Annotated in this window: 24 protein-coding genes; 10 read left to right on the forward strand and 14 right to left on the reverse strand. The window is 44.3% G+C overall.

From position 1 onward, the window contains the following. Positions 1–9: 9 nt before the first annotated feature. Genes Q0K92_RS08105 through Q0K92_RS08125 form a run of 5 tightly spaced genes read right to left on the reverse strand, consistent with a single transcriptional unit; the run spans position 10 to position 2,606 of the window. Positions 10–546 (reverse strand): F0F1 ATP synthase subunit delta, encoded by a 537-nt coding sequence (locus Q0K92_RS08105; protein WP_297325303.1) that lies wholly within the window; start codon positions 544–546, stop codon positions 10–12. After that, on the reverse strand, positions 546–1,019 hold the full coding sequence (locus Q0K92_RS08110; RefSeq protein WP_297325304.1) for a F0F1 ATP synthase subunit B: 474 nt from the start codon (positions 1,017–1,019) through the stop codon (positions 546–548). Before Q0K92_RS08110 ends, Q0K92_RS08105 begins: the two co-directional genes overlap by 1 nt. 40 nt (positions 1,020–1,059) lie before the next feature. Then, a complete protein-coding gene (atpE, locus tag Q0K92_RS08115; RefSeq protein ID WP_013646518.1) occupies positions 1,060–1,332 on the reverse strand; it encodes a F0F1 ATP synthase subunit C in 273 nt (90 codons plus the stop codon). 55 nt (positions 1,333–1,387) lie between these two features. Beyond that, positions 1,388–2,197 (reverse strand): F0F1 ATP synthase subunit A, encoded by an 810-nt coding sequence (atpB, locus tag Q0K92_RS08120; RefSeq protein WP_297325305.1) that lies wholly within the window; start codon positions 2,195–2,197, stop codon positions 1,388–1,390. A 28-nt stretch (positions 2,198–2,225) separates the two neighbouring features. Beyond that, complete coding sequence (locus Q0K92_RS08125) at positions 2,226–2,606, reverse strand: ATP synthase subunit I (RefSeq protein WP_297325306.1); 381 nt, start codon at positions 2,604–2,606, stop codon at positions 2,226–2,228. Between the two features lie 332 nt (positions 2,607–2,938). Between Q0K92_RS08125 and argJ the strand changes: the two genes are divergently transcribed. The 3 genes from argJ to Q0K92_RS08140 are packed head-to-tail and all read left to right on the forward strand — an operon-like array spanning position 2,939 to position 6,060. Continuing rightward, positions 2,939–4,165 carry a bifunctional glutamate N-acetyltransferase/amino-acid acetyltransferase ArgJ gene (gene argJ, locus Q0K92_RS08130; RefSeq protein ID WP_297325307.1) on the forward strand — a complete coding sequence of 409 codons (1,227 nt, stop codon included), beginning with the start codon at positions 2,939–2,941 and terminating at the stop codon, positions 4,163–4,165. Positions 4,166–4,177: 12 nt separating this feature from the next. Beyond that, positions 4,178–5,059: an ATP-binding protein gene (locus Q0K92_RS08135; protein ID WP_297325308.1), complete on the forward strand. Its 882-nt coding sequence runs from the start codon at positions 4,178–4,180 to the stop codon at positions 5,057–5,059. Beyond that, positions 5,050–6,060 carry a Nudix family hydrolase gene (locus Q0K92_RS08140; protein ID WP_297325309.1) on the forward strand — a complete coding sequence of 337 codons (1,011 nt, stop codon included), beginning with the start codon at positions 5,050–5,052 and terminating at the stop codon, positions 6,058–6,060. Before Q0K92_RS08135 ends, Q0K92_RS08140 begins: the two co-directional genes overlap by 10 nt. 5 nt (positions 6,061–6,065) lie before the next feature. Here Q0K92_RS08140 and Q0K92_RS08145 read toward each other — a convergent pair whose 3' ends face one another. Next, positions 6,066–6,254, reverse strand: coding sequence for a DNA gyrase inhibitor YacG (locus tag Q0K92_RS08145; RefSeq protein ID WP_297325310.1), 189 nt, complete (start codon positions 6,252–6,254; stop codon positions 6,066–6,068). A 141-nt stretch (positions 6,255–6,395) separates the two neighbouring features. On the opposite strand from Q0K92_RS08145, the gene Q0K92_RS08150 reads away from it, so the two are divergent. The 6 genes from Q0K92_RS08150 to cphA (Q0K92_RS08175) all read left to right on the forward strand — a co-directional run bounded on the left by Q0K92_RS08150 (position 6,396) and on the right by cphA (Q0K92_RS08175) (position 15,409). Continuing rightward, the gene (locus Q0K92_RS08150) at positions 6,396–6,971 is read left to right on the forward strand and encodes an RNA polymerase sigma factor (protein WP_297325332.1); all 576 of its coding nucleotides are present in this window, start codon (positions 6,396–6,398) and stop codon (positions 6,969–6,971) included. After that, a complete protein-coding gene (locus tag Q0K92_RS08155) occupies positions 6,968–7,576 on the forward strand; it encodes a DUF3619 family protein (protein WP_297325311.1) in 609 nt (202 codons plus the stop codon). The genes Q0K92_RS08150 and Q0K92_RS08155 overlap by 4 nt, the downstream gene beginning before the upstream one ends. A gap of 88 nt (positions 7,577–7,664) precedes the next feature. After that, entirely contained in the window at positions 7,665–9,959 is a 2,295-nt protein-coding gene (locus Q0K92_RS08160) for an ABC transporter ATP-binding protein (protein WP_297325312.1), read from the forward strand. Then, positions 9,956–10,426, forward strand: a complete 471-nt coding sequence (locus tag Q0K92_RS08165; protein ID WP_297325313.1) for a DUF1854 domain-containing protein — start codon at positions 9,956–9,958, stop codon at positions 10,424–10,426. Before Q0K92_RS08160 ends, Q0K92_RS08165 begins: the two co-directional genes overlap by 4 nt. Before the next feature lie 85 nt (positions 10,427–10,511). Then, positions 10,512–12,842: a cyanophycin synthetase gene (cphA, locus tag Q0K92_RS08170; RefSeq protein ID WP_297325314.1), complete on the forward strand. Its 2,331-nt coding sequence runs from the start codon at positions 10,512–10,514 to the stop codon at positions 12,840–12,842. Further along, a complete protein-coding gene (cphA, locus tag Q0K92_RS08175) occupies positions 12,839–15,409 on the forward strand; it encodes a cyanophycin synthetase (RefSeq protein WP_297325315.1) in 2,571 nt (856 codons plus the stop codon). The genes cphA (Q0K92_RS08170) and cphA (Q0K92_RS08175) overlap by 4 nt, the downstream gene beginning before the upstream one ends. A 20-nt stretch (positions 15,410–15,429) precedes the next feature. Here cphA (Q0K92_RS08175) and zapD read toward each other — a convergent pair whose 3' ends face one another. The 5 genes from zapD to Q0K92_RS08200 form a co-directional block, all read right to left on the reverse strand. Beyond that, positions 15,430–16,185: a cell division protein ZapD gene (zapD, locus tag Q0K92_RS08180; protein WP_297325333.1), complete on the reverse strand. Its 756-nt coding sequence runs from the start codon at positions 16,183–16,185 to the stop codon at positions 15,430–15,432. Between the two features lie 118 nt (positions 16,186–16,303). Continuing rightward, positions 16,304–16,906, reverse strand: a complete 603-nt coding sequence (gene coaE / locus Q0K92_RS08185; RefSeq protein ID WP_297325316.1) for a dephospho-CoA kinase — start codon at positions 16,904–16,906, stop codon at positions 16,304–16,306. 3 nt (positions 16,907–16,909) lie between these two features. Then, complete coding sequence (locus Q0K92_RS08190) at positions 16,910–17,770, reverse strand: A24 family peptidase (protein WP_297325317.1); 861 nt, start codon at positions 17,768–17,770, stop codon at positions 16,910–16,912. 42 nt (positions 17,771–17,812) lie between these two features. Next, complete coding sequence (locus Q0K92_RS08195) at positions 17,813–19,036, reverse strand: type II secretion system F family protein (protein WP_297325318.1); 1,224 nt, start codon at positions 19,034–19,036, stop codon at positions 17,813–17,815. Between the two features lie 188 nt (positions 19,037–19,224). Continuing rightward, positions 19,225–20,127: an SDR family oxidoreductase gene (locus tag Q0K92_RS08200; RefSeq protein WP_297325319.1), complete on the reverse strand. Its 903-nt coding sequence runs from the start codon at positions 20,125–20,127 to the stop codon at positions 19,225–19,227. 49 nt (positions 20,128–20,176) lie between these two features. Between Q0K92_RS08200 and Q0K92_RS08205 the strand changes: the two genes are divergently transcribed. Next, positions 20,177–21,232 (forward strand): CDP-6-deoxy-delta-3,4-glucoseen reductase, encoded by a 1,056-nt coding sequence (locus Q0K92_RS08205; RefSeq protein WP_297325320.1) that lies wholly within the window; start codon positions 20,177–20,179, stop codon positions 21,230–21,232. 8 nt (positions 21,233–21,240) lie between these two features. On the opposite strand, the gene Q0K92_RS08210 is transcribed toward Q0K92_RS08205, so the two are convergent. The 3 genes from Q0K92_RS08210 to hemC all read right to left on the reverse strand — a co-directional run bounded on the left by Q0K92_RS08210 (position 21,241) and on the right by hemC (position 24,322). Continuing rightward, entirely contained in the window at positions 21,241–22,416 is a 1,176-nt protein-coding gene (locus Q0K92_RS08210; protein ID WP_297325321.1) for a heme biosynthesis HemY N-terminal domain-containing protein, read from the reverse strand. A 170-nt stretch (positions 22,417–22,586) separates the two neighbouring features. After that, positions 22,587–23,363 (reverse strand): uroporphyrinogen-III synthase, encoded by a 777-nt coding sequence (locus Q0K92_RS08215; RefSeq protein ID WP_297325322.1) that lies wholly within the window; start codon positions 23,361–23,363, stop codon positions 22,587–22,589. A 2-nt stretch (positions 23,364–23,365) separates the two neighbouring features. Then, on the reverse strand, positions 23,366–24,322 hold the full coding sequence (hemC, locus tag Q0K92_RS08220) for a hydroxymethylbilane synthase (protein ID WP_297325323.1): 957 nt from the start codon (positions 24,320–24,322) through the stop codon (positions 23,366–23,368). Positions 24,323–24,380: the final 58 nt, after the last annotated feature.

The following is a 24,380-nucleotide window of genomic DNA, read 5'->3' on the forward strand; positions in this document are numbered from 1 at the left end:
ATTTAACTCCTAGCTTTTAAGTGCAAAGGCCATGACTTCAAGTTTACCGCGAACTGAAGCATCAAGAATCTCATCACCAATTTCAACTTTAATACCGCCTATTAATTCAGGATCTACACTCACTTGAGCTTCTATCTTGCGCTTAAATTTTTGTTCGAGATCATCAACCAGTTTTTTTAATTGCTTGCTTTCCATTGGAAATGCGCTAACAATTTTCGCTTCCACAACTCCTTCGTGCTGCGCTTTCAATTGTTCAAATAATTGACTTATTTGAGGTAGCACAAGTATCCGTTTGTTCTCTACTAGCATTATTACTAAATTACGTGCATCAGAACTAAATTTACTTCGCCCAATCTCCAGAAATATTTCACTGAGCTGCTTCGCAGAAACCACCGGATTACCAATGAGCAGCTTTACTTGATCATTTTCTGCAATTTCTGATGCGAACTGCAGCATTTTTGACCATTGAGGCAAACTATTATTGACAACGCCTAATTTAAACACTGCCTCTGCATAAGGCCTTGCAACTGTAATCGCTTCGGCCATTATCTTAGATCTTCCTCAATTGAAGCAAGCATATCAGCATGCGCCTTAGCATCGACTTCCCGACGCAAAATTTTTGCCGCACCAGCAACTGCCAATTGTGCAACATGTTGGCGCAATGCTTCTTTTGCACTAAACATCTCATGCTCTATATCTGCCTTAGCGCCAGCAATTATTCGATCACCTTCCTCTTTTGCCGTTCTTTTAGCCTCTTCAACAACTTCCGTAGCCCGTTTTTCAGCTTGCAAAATTATTTCTGAGGCCCGCTGTTTAGCTTCTTTCAATACATCAGATGAGCGCTGACTTGCCAATTCCAATTCATGTCGACCGCGCTCCCCAGCGGCCAGACCATCAGCAATTGTTTTTTGACGCTCTTCTATTGCACGCAGCAACGGTGGCCATACATACTTAACAGTGAACCAAATAAATACCGAAAAGGCTATCGCCTGAGAAATTAAAGTAAAGTTAATATTCATGACAAGCCTGTAATATCTGATCTAAACCACAACAACATTATTATTGAATCACTGCCAGCAATGGATTACCAAATGCAAACAGCATAGCCAAACCGACGGCAATAATAAAAGATGCATCCGTCAAACCCAGCAACAGAAACACCTTCCCTTGTAAGGTAGGTATCATCTCTGGCTGGCGCGCAGCACCTTCAAGAAAACGGCTACACATCACACCCACGCCGATACATGCTCCAGCTGCCCCAAGACCGATCATCAAACCAATACCTATTCCGGTATACGCTTGAATCATTGCCAAATACTGCAAATTCTCCATTTTAGTTCCCTTCTGTTAAGATTAATAATATGCAACAAAAATAAAGCTTCTAAATTTAATGAGATTCATGTGCCATGGATATATATACCACCGTCAGCATCATGAAGATAAATGCTTGCAAGGTAACTATCAAGATATGAAATATCGCCCAACCCGCCCCGAGTATTGAACCAAAGATTGTACCTGACACTCCGGTTGCTGCCCACATACCCAATAACAGGAAAATAATTTCACCTGCATAGATATTCCCAAAAAGTCGCAGAGAATGAGACAAAGGTTTGGATACATATTCTATAAAATTAAATAGCAGATTCAGTATCCACAACAACGGACTTTTCCCAAATGGCGTACAAAAGAGCTCATGCATCCAACCGCCCCACCCCTTGACCTTTACATTAAAGAAAAGCATCAGGAACCATATTGAAAGGGCCAGCGCAAAAGTTGTGTTGACATCCGTAGTTGGCACTATTTTCCAGTTGTGCAGACCAAATGCATGTTCCAAGATCCACGCCATAATGTCTATTGGCAGAATATCCATAGCATTCATCATCAGCACCCATACAAATATTGTTAGCGCTGTTGGCGCAACAAACACATGCCGGTTACCATGAAATGTATTCTTCACCTCATTATCTATGAACTCGACAGCAAGCTCGACAAATGCCTGACTCTTCGATGGCACGCCAGATGTTGCTTTGCGCACAATCAGCCATATAAACCCAAGACTGATAACACCAAGAATCACGGATGTAACCAGCGTATCAACATGCAGAACCCAGAACGAGCCTTCGCCGACTTGCGCCGTTAAATAGGTCAGATGATGATCAATGTATGATGTTGGAGTAAGTTCTGTATCCGATGCCATGCGTACCTGCTCTATTTCTACTATTAATTCACCTTGTTTTTATATTATCAGATACAAACAACGCCATGCTATGAGCCAAAACAGTAAGGATAAATGTTCCGATGAATGCGAATGCATTAACACTTTCAAAATTCTTGAACACTACCCACAGCAAAATCACAATTAAGCCTATCTTAACAATTTCAGCTCTAATTGCAGTTCTAATTGCCGCATCAGCTGTATACCCTTTATGATGGGAGATAATTATTGCAAACACTGCGGAGGATATCAAACTAACCATTCCTCCTAGAATTGCTGATACTGCACTTTGCAAATCAGACAAAAAAACAAAAATAATCACCACAACCAGAGTTAGAAGCAACTGCACTCTTAGCACAAAACTTAACGGTCTATTTTTTATCCAAGACATACCATTTCTATCTTAGGAACAGACAGCGTTGATTATCTGCACTCAAAAAAAGGGCTAATACTAGCTTACTTAAGCTGTTCAGTCAATGTACAAATCGAGATCTGCTAGAGAACAAAAAAGACTACTTTGGCTTTTAGCAAATGATTTGATCGGATTATCCGGATGGAATCCAGATAAGTACCGTGATCCAAAAAAACCGACTACTCTGTTAAGGGATAAGCCAAACTGCTCAGCGGCCTTAAAGTTATCAATACCATCATGAGAATTTTTTAGAAAACCCTGGCAAAGATACGGTAGCATAGCGTCATTTTAAAATGACTTGATTATTTACCATGCCTGTTAATATTTCTCCCCTACTCCCCGAACAACTCTCGCCCGTCGATGGTGTAACTCTTGGCATTTTTGAGGCCGGTATTAAAAAGCCTGATCGTAAGGATTTGCTGGTGATGGTGCTAGATGAAGGCACGAAAGTCGCCGGTGTTTTTACCCAGAATCGATTTTGTGCTGCGCCGGTGATTGTGGCAAAGCAACATTTAGCGCAGCCGCCCATTCGCGCCCTGCTGATAAATACCGGCAATGCCAATGCCGGGACTGGTGAATCAGGAATACAGCATGCGCTGGCGACCTGTTCTGAACTAGCCAGACTATTGGGCTGCACGGCGCAGCAGGTATTGCCGTTTTCAACGGGCGTGATCATGGAGCCATTGCCGGTAGACAGGATTGTCAAAGGCCTGCCCTCGGCCGTTGCTAATTGCAGAACGGATAACTGGTTTGCCGCAGCGCAGGCGATCATGACCACGGATATCGTACCGAAAGCGGCATCCCAGCGGTTAGAGATTGATGGAAAAACAGTGACGGTTACCGGCATCGCCAAAGGCTCCGGCATGATCCGCCCGAATATGGCGACCATGCTGGGTTATGTTGCGACCGACGCGGTCATCAGTCAGGATTTGCTACAGGAGATAGTGCAATACGCCGCGGATCATTCGTTCAATCGCATCACGGTGGACGGCGATACTTCCACCAATGATGCGTTCATCGTACTGGCTACCGGGAAAGCTGGGCACAGCGAAATTACCCTGCAAAGTAGCAAAGAATTTAATCAGTTGCAGCAAGCCATTACCGCTGTTGCTGTCGAACTGGCGAAAATGATTGTACGTGATGGTGAAGGTGCAACCAAGTTTATTACCGTGCAAGTGGATGCTGGCAAGAACACGGATGAATGCACCAATGTAGCTTATGCGATCGCACATTCGCCATTGGTCAAAACCGCTTTCTTCGCATCCGATCCGAATCTGGGGAGGATTCTGGCAGCGATTGGATATGCCGGAATTGATGATCTGGATGTGAGTGGCATTCAACTCTACTTGGATGATGTGCTGGTTGCGGAAAAAGGCGGCAGAGCAGCGCATTATCGCGAAGAGGATGGACAACGCGTGATGAATCAGTCTGAGATTACCGTGCGTGTCGTGCTGAATCGCGGTTCAGCATCTACTACTGTCTGGACCTGCGATTTTTCTTATGATTACGTCAAGATTAATGCGAGCTATCGCAGTTAAGATCAGTATTCCATGAATGATTTCGACAAACTCTATGAGCGGGCAGACAAGCTGCTTGATCTTATGGAAAAACTTCTGCCACCAGCGCCACCAGATCCTGACTGGCAATCAGCGATTGCTTTTCGTTGGCGCAAACAGGGCAATACTGGATATATCCAGTCGATTGCACACCTTCATCGAATTACGTTAGATGCATTATGTGGCATTGCCGATCAAAAGCAGCGGATTGATCAGAATACGCAACAGTTTGTGCAGGGATTTTCTGCCAATAATGTGTTGCTGACAGGCGCGCGTGGTACGGGAAAATCCTCACTGATTAAGGCATTACTGAATAAATATGCAAACGATGGGCTGCGCCTGATCGAAGTGGAAAAGCACCATCTCGTCGATCTGCATGACATCGTGGAAAAGATTTATCAGCGCCCGGAGCGCTTTATTTTGTTTTGTGATGATTTGTCTTTTGAAACCGACGAACCGGGTTATAAGGCGCTGAAAGTGGTGCTGGATGGATCGATCGCTACGGTTTCCGATAATGTTCTGATCTATGCCACATCCAATCGGCGTCACATGGTACCAGAATTTATGCGCGACAATCTCGATACGCGACATATTGGTGAGGAAGTGCATCCTAGTGAAACGATAGAAGAAAAAATTTCCTTGTCGGAGCGCTTTGGTTTGTGGGTGTCGTTTTATCCTTTCGACCAGGAGCACTATCTGGAGATAGTGCGTTACTGGTTGGCTTATTTTGGCATCCATGAAATGACTTCTCTAGCACGCACCGAAGCTTTGCAATGGGCACTGGAGCGCGGTTCGCGTAGCGGACGGGTGGCTTGGCAATTTGCACGGGATCTGGCCGGTAGGCAAAAGTCGGTTGGTAACAATCCATGCCAGTGAACCATTTATTCACACCTATTAATGAATCAACACCAATCGTCGAAGTTGTCGCGGCTGTAATTTTGCGACCGGATGGTCAGTTTTTACTGACGCGCCGACCTGGAGGCAAAATCTATTCCGGTTATTGGGAATTTCCCGGTGGCAAGGTTGAAAAAAACGAATCACTGCTGCACGCGCTGGAACGTGAATTGTGGGAAGAATTAGGTGTTCATATTCGCCACGCCCATCCCTGGATAACACGAGTTTTCACTTACTCACATGCAACGGTGCGCTTGCATTTTTTTCGTGTGGTGGAATGGGAAGGTAGGCTTTCACCGAGGGAAAAACAAGGTTTGTTCTGGCAATTACCTCATCAGGTTGCGGTATCTCCTATCCTGCCCGCCAACGGACCTATTTTGCAAGCGCTTTTGCTGCCACCAGTCTATGCCATTACACAGGCAACGCAGATCGGTATTGAGTCTGCGCTGATACAAATTGAACAAGCATTACAAAATGGATTACGTTTGCTGCAGGTCCGCGAGAAGCACATGGCGCAAGATTCGTTACGGGAATTTTCAACGCAAGTGCTTGCACTTGCGCGCGCTTATCAGGCAAGAGTGCTGATAAACAGCGATGCAGTGTTAGCCCGCGAAATCGGTGCCGATGGTGTGCACTTTACGTCATCACAACTCATGTCATTGCCATGCCGCCCTGATCTGGAATATGGCGTATGTGGCGCATCCTGTCACAATGCAGAGGAACTTTTTGCTGCGGAGCAATTGGGGCTCGATTTTGTTGTGTTGAGTCCGGTTCAAACTACACTCAGTCACCCAGAACTATCTCCATTGGGCTGGAGAAGATTTGCCACGCTGATCCGAGACTATTCATTACCGGTGTATGCATTGGGTGGGTTACACCAAGAAGATTTGACGATAGCTCAGGAAATGGGGGCACATGGAATAGCGATGATGCGCGGGATCGTAAGTCCGTTAAGTAATCCCCCCTGCGACGTAGCATGCTGAACAACTCAATCTTTTTCTTCCTGTTTTTTTTCAGGCTCTGTCGACTCTGGAATCCGATAAGATTCTTGCGCCCATTGGGACAAATCGTTTATTTTGCAACGTTCAGAACAAAATGGGCGGAAACGATTATGTGACTCCCATACCACTTTTTTACAACATTGAGGACAATTGACGATGCGTGTGCGTTGTTGCATAAAAACAACTCATTGTTTTAAATAGTTTTTAGATTACCGTCTATTCAGTAAAATATGAATAGAATAGCTCTTAAAGTCATTGTACGAAAGATTTCGTACAAATTAATTTTAATTTTTTAAATATAAGCAAAGGTTGGTGCCCTGGCTACTCGACAAGAACTTTCAGATTTTCTGACCGAAACCGAAAGGCGTGCATATAAACAGGCCTGGTTTGCGGTTCATGATGAACATGTGGCATTGGATATCGTGCAAGATTCCATGATGAAACTCACACAAAAATATGCTTCGAAACCGATCGAAGAGCTTCCACTTTTGTTTCAGCGTATCCTGCAGAATACCATTCGCGATTACTATCGCCGACAAAAAATCCGCTCATTATGGACGACGCTGTTTTCGGCATTTACGCCCGGTGACCGGGATAAAAATCAGGAAGATTTCGATATTCTCGAAACTTTGCAGATAAAACAGGAATCCAACTTTGCTAAAGAACCTGATGCGCAATTAGAGAGCGCGCAACTGATTGGTTTAATAGAAAAAGCTATGGAAATTCTTCCGGCACGTCAACGCGAAGCGTTCATACTGCGTTACTGGGAAGAAATGAGTTTAGCGGAGACTGCTGTAATTATGAAATGTTCGGAAGGAAGTGTAAAAACACACTGCTCTCGTGCAGTCCATACATTGGCCAAAATACTCGGGGAGAAAGGGGTTAAATTATGAACGAACAAGAGATGGGAAGAGAAATTGCCAGGTTGCTAGACTTTGGTGCTAATGAAACTATTAAACAGAGCACCTTGTACCGATTGCAATCTGCTCGTCGCGCAGCTTTGGAAAATTGCCAACCCGCGTTGGAGATCATTAATTCCGGCAATGGCACCTCCGTTTACGGCGGACATGACGAGCATTTTAATACCGGGAAGTTGTTATTGCTATTGATAGCGCTGCTTGCTTTTGCAGTGGTGTCTACGACTTATTGGCAATTCCTGGAAAAAGGCAAATCAACCACGATGCTGGTTGATGACTTATCGACTGAGACTTATATTGACAATGAGCCTGAATTGGGTGATGACTTATCGTTAGATGATTATATTGACAATGTACTGCAGCTGGTTGATGACTTATCGACAGATGCTCACATTGACAACGGATCTAAACAGGTTAATGACATACCGACAGATGTCCGTATTGATGATGAGCCTGAATTGGTTGATGACATACCGACGACAGATGTCCATATTGATAATGAATCTGAACTGGCTGATGGTTTACCGACAGATACTCGTGCTAATACTGAGCTTAATGAATGGTTGGATTCCAATAAATAATTTTAGATTGTTTCTAATTTCCCTCTAGTATCTCATTTGAATTCTTTCTGGAAATATTCTTATCTTACATTTTCTTGCAGCTTAGCGAATGCAACAAACTCTTCATTCATCACTTGATAAATTATCATTGATCTGGAGTGGTGAGCTTTCGTCACAATTGACTGACGATGAGAGCGTACTCGCTTGGATTGAAATTGATCTTAATACACAGTTGCATTTTGCTGAGGGTCTTGTTGCTGTCACCAACAAACGCTTGCTAGCCAAAATGGCAAATGATGGCGCTTGGCAAGAATGGCGCTATCAGCAAGGCTTATCGCTGACACAACGGGATCATGCAGGTGTCGGTTGTCTTGAGCTATTTGATGCACATACGCGGCTTGCCTATTGGCGTTATCGGCTAGGTAATGATACCGCAGCAAATCGATTCATCGAATGCTTTAGACAGCAGCTTGATTATCAGCTTACCGGTAAATTACCCTTAGCAACACATACGCAAGCTCAATGTCCGAACTGCGCCGCTCTTTTATCCGCTGATCAGGATGAATGTCCGGTCTGTGACAAGCAAAACCATGCGCCGCCTTCCACCTGGACATTATTGCGATTGTGGCGTTTCGCAAAGCCGTATAAGGGGCGTTTGCTTATCGGATTTCTGTTGACCTTATGCAGTACAGCTGCAACATTGGTACCGCCGTATTTAACCATGCCATTGATGGATAATGTGTTGATACCTTACCAAAATGGTCAGCCGATCAATACCGATTTGGTAAAGCTGTATCTTTCCGGTTTGTTAGGTGCGGCGGTGCTTGCCTGGATGCTGGGTTGGGCAAGAACCTATATGCTGGCACTGGTTTCCGAGCGCATCGGTGCCGATTTGCGCACCACAACCTACGAACATCTCCTTAATCTTTCCCAGGAATATTTCGGTGGCAAGCGTACCGGTGATTTAATGGCGCGCATCGGCGCTGAAACCGATCGTATTAATCTTTTCCTTTCACTGCATTTACTCGATTTCGCCACCGACGTCATCATGATTGGTATGACCGCTCTGATTCTGGTATCCATCAATCCTTGGTTAGCGCTTGTGACGCTCGCACCTCTGCCGGTGATTGCATGGCTGATTCATCTGGTTCGTGACAGACTGCGCATCGGTTTTGAAAAGGTTGATCGTATATGGGCTGAGGTGAACAATGTGCTTGCAGATACTATTCCGGGTATCCGAGTAGTTAAAGCATTTGCACAGGAAAAAAGAGAAGCGGCGCGTTTCCATGCCGCCAATCAGCGTAATTTGCACATTAATGATCGTGTAAACAGAGTTTGGTCCTTATTCACACCAACGGTCACGCTGATGACCGAGATCGGTTTATTGATCGTTTGGGTATTCGGCATCTGGCAAATTTCTAAAGATGAAATTACAGTCGGGGTACTTACAGCTTTTCTTGCCTACATAGGTCGTTTTTACATTCGACTCGATTCGATGAGCCGTATTGTTTCAATTACGCAAAAGGCGGCAGCTGGAACCAAACGCATATTTGATATTCTGGATCATGTTTCCAGTGTTCCGGAATCAGCGAACCCTGTGCATTTGCCGACAGTGCAAGGTCGCATTGAATTGCGCAATGTCGGCTTCCGGTATGGAACGCGCAGTATTACACGAGACATCAATCTGGTTATCAATCCTGGCGAAATGATTGGCTTAGTCGGACACAGTGGCTCGGGAAAAAGTACCCTGGTTAATCTGATCTGTCGTTTCTACGATGTCACGGAAGGAACAATCCTGATTGACGGACATGACATCCGCACACTACCGATCGCTGAGTATCGTAAGCATATCGGTTTGGTACTTCAGGAACCTTTTCTGTTTTATGGCACCATTGCGGAGAATATTGCTTATGGCAAGCCGGATGCAACACCGTCGGAGATTGTGTCCGCAGCCCGTGCGGCACATGCACATGAGTTTATTTTGCGTCTACCGCATGGCTATGATTCACTTGTAGGTGAACGTGGGCAAGCCCTTTCTGGCGGTGAGCGTCAGCGTATCTCAATCGCTCGCGCACTATTGATTAATCCACGCATTCTGATTCTGGATGAAGCAACTTCTTCGGTGGATACTACCACCGAAAAAGATATCCAAAAGGCACTGGATAATTTGGTGCGTGGCCGCACTACCATTGCCATTGCCCATCGCCTGTCGACTTTGCGTGAAGCCAATCGTTTGATTGTTCTTGATCGCGGCAGAATCGTCGAAATTGGAAATCATGCTGAATTGATGGCCCGGGAAGGGTATTACTATCGCTTGTATCAAGCTCAGGCACGTAATGTGGATACTGAGGATCGAGCATTTGTTTCTGTCGTGGAGCATAGTGCTGCAGGGGAACTTAAATGAGCGATACGGTTGATTATCAGTTAAGCCGGAATACTTATGGACGATTGGTTTTTACGAATAAGTCCGGCCCACAGGAAGACGTAGTTCCGGTACGATCATTTCCGATTACCAATCCCGATCAAGGTATCGCCCTGATTGATTCGCATGGCCATGAGCTGGTGTGGATAGAGCGATTAATTGATTTACCAGAAGATTATCGCGTACTCATTGAAGCAGAACTTGCAAACCGTGAATTCATGCCGGAAATAAAGCGTTTACTCAAGGTTTCAGGTTTTATTACACCCAGTACTTGGCAAGCTGAAACAGATCGTGGTGAAGTCACCTTTATTCTCAAGGGTGAAGAAGATATTCGCCGGTTAACAACATCATCACTCATGATTACAGATAGTCATGGTATTCATTTTCTGATTCGTGACCGCTTGGCACTTGATCGTCATAGTCGTAAGCTATTGGATCATTTTCTGTAATGTGTTTGAGAGTTATTTTTCTTTTTATGTAAACCAATTGGTTTGAGCAGCGTTAATACGATATCTCTTTCCTGATATCAATGTTATGTCTAACTACTCAAATCCAGATTGCGAAAATGTAAAAGATATTAAGTTTCTTGAGATCAAACACTTGAATGGTCCTAATATGTGGACCTACTATCCTGCCCTTGAAGCAACCGTCGATATTGGCGCCCTCGAAGATTTTCCTTCCGATACGATTCCAGGCTTTTATGAGCGTTTATCGGCATGGCTTCCATCACTGATTGAACATCGTTGCAGTTATGAAGAACGTGGCGGTTTCTTGCGTCGAGTACAAGAAGGCACGTGGCCTTGCCATATTCTCGAACATGTCACCTTGGAACTACAAAATCTGGCTGGGATGCGTGGCGGTTTTGGCAGAGCTCGCGAAACCTCGGTACGTGGTGTATATAAAGTTGCATTAAGTGCATGGCATGCAGAAATTACACGAACCGCTTTGTATTCCGCGCGTGAATTGATATTGGCAGCCATGAACTTTCAGCAATCTGATAATCCATCGTATGATGTCGAGGGTGCTATCCAGAACCTCCGGGATCTAGTTGATTCGCTCTGGCTTGGCCCTTCCACAGCTTGTATTGTGGATGCTGCGATAGCGCGCAATATTCCAGCCACCCGGCTTATTGCCAAAGGAAATCTCGTACAGTTAGGATATGGCGCTCGTTGCCGTCACATCTGGACAGCAGAAACAGATCGGACACCGGCCATCGCAGAAAGCATTTCCCGTGACAAAGATCTAACGAAAGCATTGTTACAATCGTGCGGTGTCCCTGTTCCAGAAGGACGTATTGTCGAAAGTGCTGAGGCCGCATGGGAAGTAGCTAATGATATTGGTATGCCGGTAGTCATAAAACCTTGTGACGGAAACCATGGACGGGGGGTATTCATTGAATTAAACCACCGTGAAGAAATTGAATCGGCCTACCACATCGCATTGAATGAAGGTACCGGTGTATTAGTTGAACGTTATATTACAGGCACTGAACATCGATTATTGGTTGTTGGTGGACAGCTGGTCGCTGCTACACGCGGCGATTCAGTATCAGTAATTGGAGATGGTATTTCAACGATTGCTGAATTGATTGAATCTCAAATCAATTCTGATCCACGCCGTGGAACGACAGAGGATCACCCACTCAATCTGATCCGTCTGGATAGTGCTGCGCAAATGGAAATAGCCCATCAAGGCTATCAAAGTGACTCAACTGTTCCAGCTGGCATTAAGGTCTTGATCCAGCGTAATGGCAACCATGCATTTGATGTAACGGATCAAGTCCATCCTAGTACTGCCTCTATCGCATCGCTGGCTGCCCGTGTCATTGGTTTGGATATTGCGGGTATCGATTTAGTGGTCAACGATATTTCCCGTCCATTGAGTGAACAAGGTGGCGCGATTGTCGAAGTAAACGCCGGTCCAAGTTTGCTGATGCATATTAAGCCTGCCGTAGGTACACCTCGCCCCGTTGGCAAAGCAATCGTTAGCCATCTGTTTCCGGATAAAGACAACGGCCGTATTCCCATTGTAGGCATCACGGGTAGTCATGGCAAAACAGCAGTCGCTTATCTTGTTGCCAGGTTGCTCATACTTTCTGGCAAACAAACCGGATTGGCATGTAGTGATGGGCTTTATCTCGATTACAGGAAAATTGATAAAAACAACAGTGCCAATTGGGCCGCGGCCAATCGTACTTTAATGAATCCAACTGCGGAAGCTGCTGTATTTGAGAATGGCTTTGATACCCTCCTGAACGAAGGATTAGCTTATGACAGTTGCCAAGTCGGTGTTATCACTAATGTCGATCCGACTCATCATTTTGGCCATCATGGCATCGAAACACTTAAGCAAGTGTATAACGTGCTTCGTACACAAGTCGATGTTGTAACACCTACAGCAGCGGCTGTTGATGATGTGGAAAAAGATATACAACTACCAATTGGTGCGGCAATACTCAACGCCAAATCTGAAATGTTGGTTGAGATGTCAGAATTATGCCATGGTGAGGTTATTTTCTTCAGTATTGAACCAGACCTATCAGCAATTATTCAGCATCGTACTCAAGGAACCGGCTCTACCGTGGGTAAGCGTGCTGTAATTTTACGCGATGACTCAATCGCATTGGTCACCGGCTCTTATGAATTGCCCTTGATTAAATTGCAGGAAATCACCTCAGATAGTGACGAGCATGGTGCTCAAGAAATAGAAAATATCCTGGCTGCTGTCGGAGCTGCATGGGCATTAGGCATCGAACCTGATCTCATACGTACCGGTATCGCAACTTTTGGATTCAGTCAAAAAAAATACAAACCCGAAAATCAGAATTTCCCAATCGGCCTACAAACTCAAGGAATTAAATTATGAAAGTATTACGTATTCGTGCATTGCGTGGACCCAATTTATGGAGTCAGCATACCTCTATTGAAGCTACCGTTCTTTGTATTGAATCTGAAAATAATATTAATACCCTATCTGGTTTTGAGGCGGGATTGCGTGAACGCTTTACGGAAATTCCCACCCCTCGCCCCGAAGACCATCATGAAGTCATCACACCGGCTCATATGCTTGAACATGTTGCACTTTATTTGCAAGTACAAGCCGGTTGTCCAATAACCTTTAGCCATACAGCCAAGGCACCGGAAGCTAATACCTATCGTGTCATTGTCGAATATAGTGAAGAAAAAGTCGGTCGACTTGCTTTTGAGTTGGCACAAGGGCTATGTAATGCTGTTATCGAAGACATTGCCTTTGATTTAAATGATGCTTTGTTTCGTTTACGTGAGCTCAATGAAGATATACGTCTTGGCCCGAGTACAGGCGCTATTGTTCAAGCTGCAGTTGCGCGTGGCATTCCATTTCGTCGCTTGACTGCAGGTAGCTTGGTGCAATTTGGCTGGGGTAGTAAGCAGCGTCGTATCCAGGCTTCTGAGAGCGATATGACCAGCGCTGTTGCGGAATCAATTGTGCAAGATAAGGAATTAACTAAAACGTTACTGCACGCTGCCGGAATACCTGTCCCACTTGGTCGCAACGTAGAAAACGCTGAAGATGCCTGGAGGGCAGCTTCTGAAATCGGTATTCCGGTAGTTGTCAAACCACAAGACAGCAATCAAGGCAAAGGTGTAACAGTCAATCTTATCAATGCTGAACAAGTGAAAGCTGCTTATATGATTGCAGCCGAATTCAGTAACAATGTTTTGGTTGAGCGTTATGTTCCTGGACATGATTATCGTATGTTAGTTGTCGGTAATAAGCTGGTTGCTGCGGCACGCCGTGAACCACCACAAGTCGTTGGTGATGGATTACACAGCGTTCGTCAATTGGTCGATCAGATTAATCGTGATCCAAGGCGTGGCGAAGGTCATGTTTCTTCTTTGACTAAAATTCATTTAGATGAAATCTCCTTAGCGCATCTGTCAGCACAGGGATTAACTGCTGAATCAGTTCCCGCTCAAGGAATGCGAGTTATTTTGCGCAATAATGCCAATTTATCGACAGGTGGAACCGCTACTGATGTAACCGATAATGTTCATCCTGAGTTGGCGGCTCGTGTGGTTGCAGCTGCACAAGTCGTAGGTTTAGATATTTGCGGTGTTGATGTTGTTTGCGACAATGTAGCACTTTCATTGGAAGAGCAAGGAGGCGGTGTTATTGAAGTCAACGCGGCACCCGGTTTACGCATGCATTTGCAACCTTCTTTCGGTAAGGCGCGCGCTGTAGGTGAAGCCATCATTGACAATATGTTTTCTGAGGGAGATGACGCACGTATCCCAGTGATTGCTGTGACAGGCACAAACGGTAAAACAACAACAGCTCGCCTGATTGCCAATGTATTGGATAAAGATAGCAAACGTGTTGGTCTTGCGTGCACTGATGGTGTTTATATTGATGGACTTTGTACTGATACGGGAGATTGCAGTGGTCCTAAAAGTGCAAGAAATATCCTATTTCACCCGGATGTAGATGCAGCTGTTCTAGAAACTGCACGTGGCGGACTGTTACGCGAAGGTTTAGGCTTTGATCGTTGCCATGTTGCCGTTGTCACCAATATTGGCATGGGTGATCATCTGGGCATGGCTTATGTCAACACGGCAGAGGAATTAGCTGTAGTTAAACGAATTGTTGTGCAGAATGTAAAATCAACGGGTTATGCTGTGCTTAATGCAGCCGACCCGTTGGTTGCAAGTATGGCCGATCACTGCCCTGGTTCGATTATTTTCTTTGCGCGTGATAGTCATCACCCTATAATAGCAATGCACCGCGCGCAACAAAAACGTGTTATTTATGTTGAAAATCGTTGCATTGTCGCTTTAGGAGAAGACGGCGAGCATCGGATACCGCTGAATGAAGTTCCGCTCACCAAGAATGGCAGTATTCATTTCCAAATTGAAAATGCAATGGCTGCTGTTGGAGCAGGCTGGGCGCTTGGCTTGGATTGGTCCGTTATTCGCGCCGGCTTATCCAGTTTTGTAAACGATGCACAGACAGCACCCGGTCGCTTCAATCTGTTTAATTACCGCGATGCTACCTTGATTGCCGATTATGGCCATAACCCGGATGCAATACAGGCACTTGTCAGTGCGATTGATAATATTCCATCGAAGAAACGCTCTGTTGTTATTAGTGCCGCTGGCGATCGTCGTGATGAGGATATTCGTCAGCAAACTAGAATTCTTGGCGATGCATTTGATGAAGTTGTGCTATATCAAGACCAATGCCAACGTGGGCGCGCAGACGGGGAAGTATTAACTCTACTGCGAGAAGGCTTAGGTAATGCCAAGCGCACGCAAAAAATCAGTGAAATCGTCGGAGAGGCTATTGCAATTGATGCGGCACTATCAAACCTAAAAGCTGGCGAATTATGCCTCATTCTAGTTGATCAAGTTGAGCAGTCACTTGGCCAGATTAATCATCGTATTGCATTAGGTTAATAGAATATATTAACGATTAACTATAGATTACAGAAGGTGATTTCAAATGAGACATCACCTTCATATGCTTTGCTTCTTTGGCCTGATTGAGAAGGGGTAAAGCGGATATTCAACGCGTATTTATTCGCGCTGATTTCAGGCACACAAGGCAGATCATCACTCATGGTAAGTCTTAGCATATGCGCTGCATATTCTGATCCAGTTAGCTGAAAAACCCCATGATTCGCCACAACCCTTGAGGTTCTGCCACTTTTTCTTAATAAATAAAGTACGATTCCAAAGGCATTACGTACGGGCTGAAATGGCGCCAGCCAGTCATTAAAGTCTTTGTGGCGATGAGTAGGATCTAAATTCAACCAATAATGATAGAAGGGCAAATCAAATGCACAGCAACCACCTGGAATTCCGATTCGTTGTTTGATTGCCATCAGCCATTCATTTTCACGCAAGTGCTCACCAACCTTTCCAGGCAGATCCAGCATTTCTCTAAAAGTGATTTTAATGCTATCCAGCACTTCATTTAGTGCTGTTTCTGAGACATTTGGGTTTTTGCGTAACATTTCAAGTATTTGTTTTTGTCTCTCGAGCTCTTGCAACAAATCTGACTTGATGTCTGCACGACTGGTAATTTCAAGAATCTCAAACAATGCAATCAGTGAAGCATGATGCTCGGTAGCTGAGTCTCTATTTGAAAAGAAATCGATTTTATTAAACAAATCCTCTAACCGTAACAGGGTACGGATACGCTCATTCAGTGGGTGCTCGTAGCAAATCAAGGTCAAAACGCATCTATAAGGAAGATTGGAAGAGTAGAATCTTGCCCGAAGCAGGAGCATTTCACAAATAAAAATTTAATTTTTCGAAGTAATTATTTATTGCTTTCTATATACCAGGCTAATTCTTTGCAAGAGAAAGATATTGATGGTGCAGGCGAAGCACTTGTGTTCTTAAATAATCAATATCTTGGTCATTGATAATGATGTCATCTGCTTTCTGTAAGCGAATTTTTCGTGAGATCTGTGCCGCCATGATGGTTCTTGCCACTTGCTGCGACAAATGGCTACGCGCCATGGTGCGTGAGAGTTGTTGTTGCTCATCACAGTCGACGACCAGAATTCGTTGAATGATGTTGCCGTAATCATTTGTTTCAAATAATAACGGCACAACGATGATGATGTAGGGAGAACGGCTCTGTTCAATTTGCAGTGCTGTTTCTTGAAGAATAAGCGGATGAAGGATTTTTTCGAGCTTGAGCCGTGCAGCGCTATTTGAAAAAACCAAGTCGCGCATTTTGTTTCTATCTAGAGCACCTTCAGAGGTAATGAAACTATTTCCAAAGGCTTCTTGTATCATGCTAATGGCCGGTCCGCCCGATTGGGTTAGTTCTCGAGCAATTACATCGGTATCAATAACGTCAACACCTAAATCAGAGAAAAATTTACTGGCACTTGATTTTCCGCAACCGATTCCTCCGGTGAGTCCAACGATAAAAGTCATTGATTAAAACAATCCAAAGTATGCGTGGTTTAGTTTATCACCCCAGAATAAAGCAATCAGGGCTCCTCCAACCAGATAGGGGCCAAATGGAATGGGGATATTTTTTTTAAGCTTAGCGGCAATAATCAATCCAATACCAACGATAGCACCAATCAGTGATGAAAAAAGAATGACAAGTGGCAGCATGGTCCATCCCAACCATGCGCCGATAGCGGCTAGCAACTTGAAATCACCATATCCCATGCCTTCTTTTCCTGTAATCAGTCTAAACCCCCAATAAATCGCCCACAAGGAAAGATAACCTGCCATAGCGCCAATAATCGCCGAATAAATGTCAGTAAAGCCATTATTCATATTGACAAGTAAGCCCATCCATAACAAGGGCAGTGTTATATCATCAGGCAGCAACTGTGTATTGATATCAATGGTAGCCAATGCAATTAATGCCCATACAAAAATTAGCGCTGCGATCGTGATAAAACCAAAGCCGAAATACCAGGCAACAAAACCACTCATAAAAGCTGTTATTACTTCTATGGCAGGATAACGCAGAGAAATATGTGTATGGCATTGAGAACAACGTCCTCGCAAAGCAAGATAACTAATAATCGGAATATTTTCCAATGCGGTTATTTTATGTCCACAATGGATACATACTGAACGGGGGGTGATGAGATTAAATGCGGGTTGTGATTCAATGGATTCACCGCGTAACTCGGCACATTGCTGTAGCCAGTTTCTTTGCATCATTTCTGGCAAGCGATATATCACCACATTTAGAAAGCTACCGATCATCAATCCGATGATTGTAACGAATGAAATTAAAAAAGAAGGTGTGTCTTGCAAGATGGATATGAGTGACATGGCGGATTGTTTCAGTAAAAGATAAATTCTCGAAGGTTGAGTTTAACTAACAACCATACCCATTTTAAAGATCGGTAAATACATTGCAATGACCATACCTCCGATTAGGGTTCCCAGTACGACCATTATCATCGGTTCCATCAAGCTTGAAAGTGCGGCAACAGCATCATCTACTTCTGCTTCATAGAAATCGGCAATCTTGCCTAACATGGAATCAAGGGAACCGGATTCTTCCCCGATAGCAACCATTTGGATCACCATGCTGGGAAATACATTGGCATTGGCCATGGAAGACATCAAGCTATTACCTGTACTAACTTCAACCTGAATACCTTTGGTTGCTTCATAATAGATATAATTCCCCGCTGCACCAGCAACGGAATCCAATGATTCAACCAGCGGAACACCTGCGGCAAACATGGTCGACAGCGTGCGTGACCAACGTGCAATCGTGGCTTTGCGAATGACCTCTCCGAAGATCGGCAACTTGAGTACCAGCCGATCCATAACGCGCTGCATTGCAATGGAACGTTTCCAAGCATAGAAGAAAGCATAAATCCCACCGCCCAGAATACCTAGAATGGCCCACCAATAAGCCACGAAAAAATCCGAAATAGTCATTACCAGCAATGTCGGAGCAGGTAACTCAGCACCAAATCCTTCAAAAAGATCTTTAAAAGCAGGGATTACAAAAATCATGATGACTGCGGTAATGATAAAAGCAACCACAATAATTGAGATAGGGTAAAAAAGCGCGGACTTGATTTTCCCCTTAATGGCCTGAATTTTTTCTTTATAAGTTGCCAAACGGTCTAATAGGCTGTCTAAAATACCCGCAGCTTCTCCCGCTCCAACCAGATTACAGAATAAAGCATCAAAATAAAGTGGATATTTGCGAAATGCATCGGCCAAATTACTCCCGGTTTCCACATCTGCTTTAATGTCCATCAATAACTTACCCACGGCACGATTGCTGTGCCCCTTACCGACTATGTCAAAAGCTTGTAGTAGTGGCACACCGGATTTCATCATGGTAGCCAACTGACGCGTAAATAGCGTTATGTCCTTGCCTGTAATTTTGCCACTGGACTGAACTTTCTTTACTTTGGTTACTTTAATACCTTGGCGACGGAGTGTGGAAGTAACGATAACCGTTCCGGCTGCGCGCATTTCACCTTTTACTTGCTTGCCGGCTTTATCCTTACCTTCCCACGAATAATTGATTTCTTTTAGTTTTTTTTCTGTATGCGCTGTTACTGTCGCCATAATAGATCAGCTCCTTAGAGATCCGGAATACACTTGAAGAATCAGAATATTGTAAAAATTCAAACTTACTGTGGTGATTAATAGTAAAGCTTAAAAAATTATTCTGAAGTTGTGCGGAGCTTAACGGCACAGTTTTATAAATTCTGAGCATGCATTATCGAAAATTGGGATGAGCATGGAATTGAATTTCAAATCTTTTTGATCTCCAACTTGGCAGCTTTGATGCCTTCCAAGACGGTTGGATATGACAGGCGAACATGCAATTCTTTTTTCATGCGTGAATTATTAAGTCGCCTGGATTCTTTCATGAAAGAGAACATGCCGGGTGATATACGTTCTTTGGCTTCATTGCGGGTGATGCGTGGCGGATGAGGAAAATCGAAATGATCCGCTACCAGATCAAAGTATTCCCCCATTTTTAGTTGGGAATCATCATTGGTGTGATAGATCCTACATGGTTTTGCATATCGCAACGCTGCACAAATTATTCGAGCAAGATCATCCGCATGAATATGGTTGGTGTAACTGTCTTCGGTATCTAATAATGTAGCATGGCCTTCGCGCAGGCGTGTTAATGGCAGTCTGTTTACTGCATAAATACCTGGTACGCGTAAAATGGAAACAGAAACCCGATTTCGCTTTCCCCAATCGCGTATTTGTCTCTCGGCATCAACGCGTCGTATCGCTCGATCATTTTCCGGGCGAACAGGACGAGCTTCATCAATAAGCGCGCCATCACAATCTCCATAAACCCCGCTGGTACTGATATAGATAAGGCGTTGTGGTAAAATCGCGACATGCGCTTGTGTTCGTTTGGAGAGTGCAGACAGTAAGTGTACAGTCCTGCGGTCGTGTAGCCCTTGGTTGGGTGGAGGAGCCAAATGTACTACTAGTTGTGCAATTCCAGCGAGTTTCCCAAGACTCTTCGGGCAATCTAAATTTCCGTAAATTGGAATAATGCCGTGTGATCGCAAACGGTTAAAGCTATCTAAGCTACGACATAAGCCAAGAATTCGATAGTGTTTTTGTAATAAAGGTGCTGCACGTAGGGCAATATCACCACAACCAACCATTAACAGTGTTTTTTTCATATAAGCTATTTGTTTTTAATTATTATATTTTTTATTTGCCTGCCACTCAATGTTGCATCAAATCATTATTCAGCCCAGTGGGCATGTTCTAAAAGTCGAATCCGGTGAAACTATTCTTGAAGCAGCATTGCGCGAAGGTTTCTCGCTTCCCTATGGCTGTCGCAATGGTTCCTGTGGAATCTGCAAAGGTAAAGTCATACAAGGCACGGTGGATTACGGTTGTTATAATGAAGAAACTCTGACCGAAGAAGAAAAACAAGCCGGCATGGCGTTATTTTGTTGTGCTTCTCCATTATCCGATCTTGTGATTGAATGCCATGAAATCGGCGCTACTAAAGATATTGAAATTAAAACATTGCCATGTCGTGTGCATAAGCTTGAGCTGGTTGCTCCCGATGTGATGGTCATTTCTTTGAAACTTCCGACTAATCAGCGATTGCAGTTTCTTGCCGGACAATATATCGACATTCTGCTTAAAGATGGAAAGCGCCGCAGTTTTTCTCTGGCAAACGCACCGCATGATGATGAATTTCTGCAATTGCACGCGCGTAATTATCCAGGAGGAGCATTTACTGAACATGTGTTTACTGGCATGAAAGTTAAGGATATGCTGCGTTTCACCGGACCTTTAGGTTCGTTCTTTTTACGTGAGGCGCCTGAAGAGACTCCGATCATCTTTTTAGCGAGCGGCACGGGGTTTGCGCCCATCAAAAGTATTCTTGAGCATATCTTTTTTCAGGAAAGTAGTCGAAACAGCAAAAGAAAAATGATTCTTTACTGGGGTGCTCGTACAAAAGCTGATTTATATTTGATTGAATTAGCGGATAAATGGCAGAAAGAACATGACAATTTCACTTTTATTCCTGTCTTGTCTGAACCATTGCCAACTGACAACTGGGCGGGGAGAACAGGTTTAGTGCACCAAGCCGTCATGCAAGACTTCCATAGTTTGGAAACACATCAGATATACGCTTGCGGTGCCCCTGTGATGGTAAAGGCCGCCTATCATGACTTTACCAATCAATGTAACTTACCTAAAGATGCTTTTTTCTCTGATGTGTTTACGCCGTCAACCAGTAACCCCGAAGTTGCGCAGGAATCCTAGGGATTATTTTAGCTTAATTGCTTAAGTGTCAATTCAAGCCCTTTATTATAATGATCCATCGCGAATTCACGCTTACCCAATTTTTCATTTAACTGAGCGAGTGCAAAATGAGCCTTTTGCCCAGGTTCAACAGACAAACTTGCTTCTAAATAGTTTTGCGCCTTACCCCATAGTTCGCAATGTGTGCATAGCTTACCCAATGTGAGTAGCAATTGCGCATTATTGGGATGCGATCTGAGCCAAACTTCAGCACACTCAATTTGCCTATTAACGTGATAATCCAGGCACTCTGCATAGAGTTCGATCAGTTCGTTATCCCATGTAATGGGAACATTCTGCTCAATAATTTGATGCGCTGTAGTACAGTTACCCAAAGCAATATATGCGCGTGTGGCTGCAACAGCGAGCTTGCTGTCCATTTTCTCCAGAGGGGGCATGTGCTGCCAATATTGATCCAGCGACTGTAGGTCAGAAGCTTTACTTCTGATACTTTCCATTTGTGCATCATGTCTTAATTTTTTTACCAAAATTTTATTGATTGATTGACGCTTTGCGAGTACATCAGTCAATTCTAAAACTGCGTCCCAGTTTTTAGCTTGTTGCTGCGCCTTCAGCTCAAGCTGAAGCGCGGAAGACGGTTGTAATCCACCCTTTGCATACAATGATTGCAGCGTCTCAAGCGCTTCTTTATAAAGGCCATCATTCAGTAAAAAATCAGTTTTAGCGATAAGGCACAGTGATTTCTCACTGGGTGCTTTATTAACTGCTGTGACGAGATATTGATCACGCGCCTTAGTTTCATCGAGCTCATTGGCTGAACGCGCTGCAATAACAGCACTAATCGCTGTCACTATAGGTGCATCGGCTAACTTTAAAGCAGTGGCAGCATTTTTCTGAGCTCTAGCATAATCACCTTCAAAGTAGGCTTTGAGTCCAGTCAGTAACATGACATCTGTTTTTTTATGACGATGCCGTTGACTGAATCCAAAAATCCCCAACACAAGTCGAACCAACATGTAAAAAACAAAAAATACTGCTATCAATCCAATAATGAAGTGATCGAGTGATAGTTTTTGTTCATAAGGTGGCATGACTAATAAAACATGCCCTGTAGTGTATTTAGCAGCAAGTGTTACAGCTACAGCGGCAGTAAAAAGTGCCAATAGCCAGAGTATCAGTTTCATATGTTCTCCTCGTTACGGTAGAATCGACAATTGTTGATATTGAATCGTAGATGACAAATGACATGGACGCCAATAATGGCGGATAGCAGCGATGTGATGGAATGTCCTGATTTAGCTTTGTTCTGAGTGCTTTCTTCCATATCTTTTTCTTTAAGCTGTACTGCTTTTGATTACGAATTAAAGTACACCTGCAGGCTTTCTAGCAAACCCTTATCTCCAGTAGGCGGTGTTTTCACAATTCTTTCCAACCCAAGATCTTTTGCAGTTTGAGCAATACGTTCATGTGCTGTAAAAATCGGAGTCGATTTCAGCAATTGTTGGCCAAGCTTACCTATTATGTCAAATAAATTATGCAATCCTTCGCTACTGGTGATAATCACAGCATGTATCTCACCTTGTGACCAAGCAGCCAATAACGGTGCTATATCGACATCCGGCTTCTTACGTTGGTAACATTCGGCATACTCGAGAAGCGCGCCGCGTTGCATGAGTGTATCGCCCAATAATTGCCTGCCCCCGTTACCACGGAAGATAACAATGCGTTGACCGGCCATATCTTGCAATTGTGCTTGCTTGAGTAATGCTTCACTATCAAAATGCTCAGTTGGAATAAGCACTTCGTTGACACCATACTGCCTTAAAGTATCTGCACTGCCTTTTCCGACAGCAGCAATTTTCAGATGGGAAGGCAATGCACGCTGCTTGCTGATCAACTGCATGGCCTTGTTAACCGCATTGGGACTGACAAAGATCGCCCAATCAAATTCATCCAAGCGATTAATTAAATCGATCAGAGGTGTTAAATCTGCCACATCCGCTATTTCCAGCACCGGAAACAAAATCGGGTTACCACCCATAGCACGGATGCCGTCTGCAAGAAATGCGCACTGATGTGCTGGGCGAGTAACCAGAATATTTATACCTGTGAGTCGGTTACTTGCGGGCAACGCTATTTCCAACCATCAGCAGAGACTAAATTAGCCAAGATTTCATCAGCGCCTTGTGTGATTAACTTCTGGGCTAATTGTTGTCCCATCACAATGCCTGTTTCTGGTTGGCCACCTAATGCGCCGCTGACCATGCGCTTACCGTCAGGCTGCGCTACGAAACCACGCAATTGCAGCGTGCCATTGATAATTTCAGCAAACGCCCCCAATGGCACCTGACAACTGCCCCCCAGTACGCGGCTCAGAGCACGCTCCGCTTCGACACAATAAGCAGTTTCCTGGTGATGTAACGGCTGCAAAAGCTCAACCAAGTCTGTTCGATCGGATCGGCATTCGATTCCCAGAGCACCTTGCCCTACCGCGGGTAAACTTTGTTCCGGATCCAGCAATGCTGTGATGCGCTCGGACAATTCAAGCCGCTTTAAGCCAGCTGCAGCCAGAATGATTGCAGCATACTTTCCTTCATCAAGTTTACGTAACCGGGTTTGCACATTGCCGCGCAATGGTTGCACCTGGAGATGGGGAAAGCGTGCGCGCAATTGACTTTCACGCCGTAAACTGGATGTACCGACGACACTACCTTCCGGCAATACATCCAGGCTGGTATATTGATTGGAAACAAATGCATCACGCGGATCTTCTCGTTCAGTGATGGCGGCAAGTTTGAATCCTTCAGGCACATTCATGGGCATATCCTTCATGGAATGCACTGCAATATCGGCTCGGCCGTCTTCCAGAGCTTGTTCCAGTTCCTTGATGAATAGTCCCTTCCCGCCAATTTTTGATAGGGACTGATCAAGTATTTGATCGCCGCGCGTTGTCATGCCGAGTATGCTGATTTCAGTTTGCGGGTATAATTCGCCTAAACATTTTTGAATAAACTTGGCTTGCCACATAGCAAGCAAACTTTCTCGTGATGCAATGACGATTTTCTGGGGAAATAAAAGTGAATTGGGCATTAATAATATAAAATGAAAAAATTACAAAAAATTCTTAATAGTAATCATTTTAGCATGG

Origin of the sequence: Nitrosomonas sp. (genome assembly GCF_024282095.1) — a bacterium.
GTDB lineage: Bacteria > Pseudomonadota > Gammaproteobacteria > Burkholderiales > Nitrosomonadaceae > Nitrosomonas.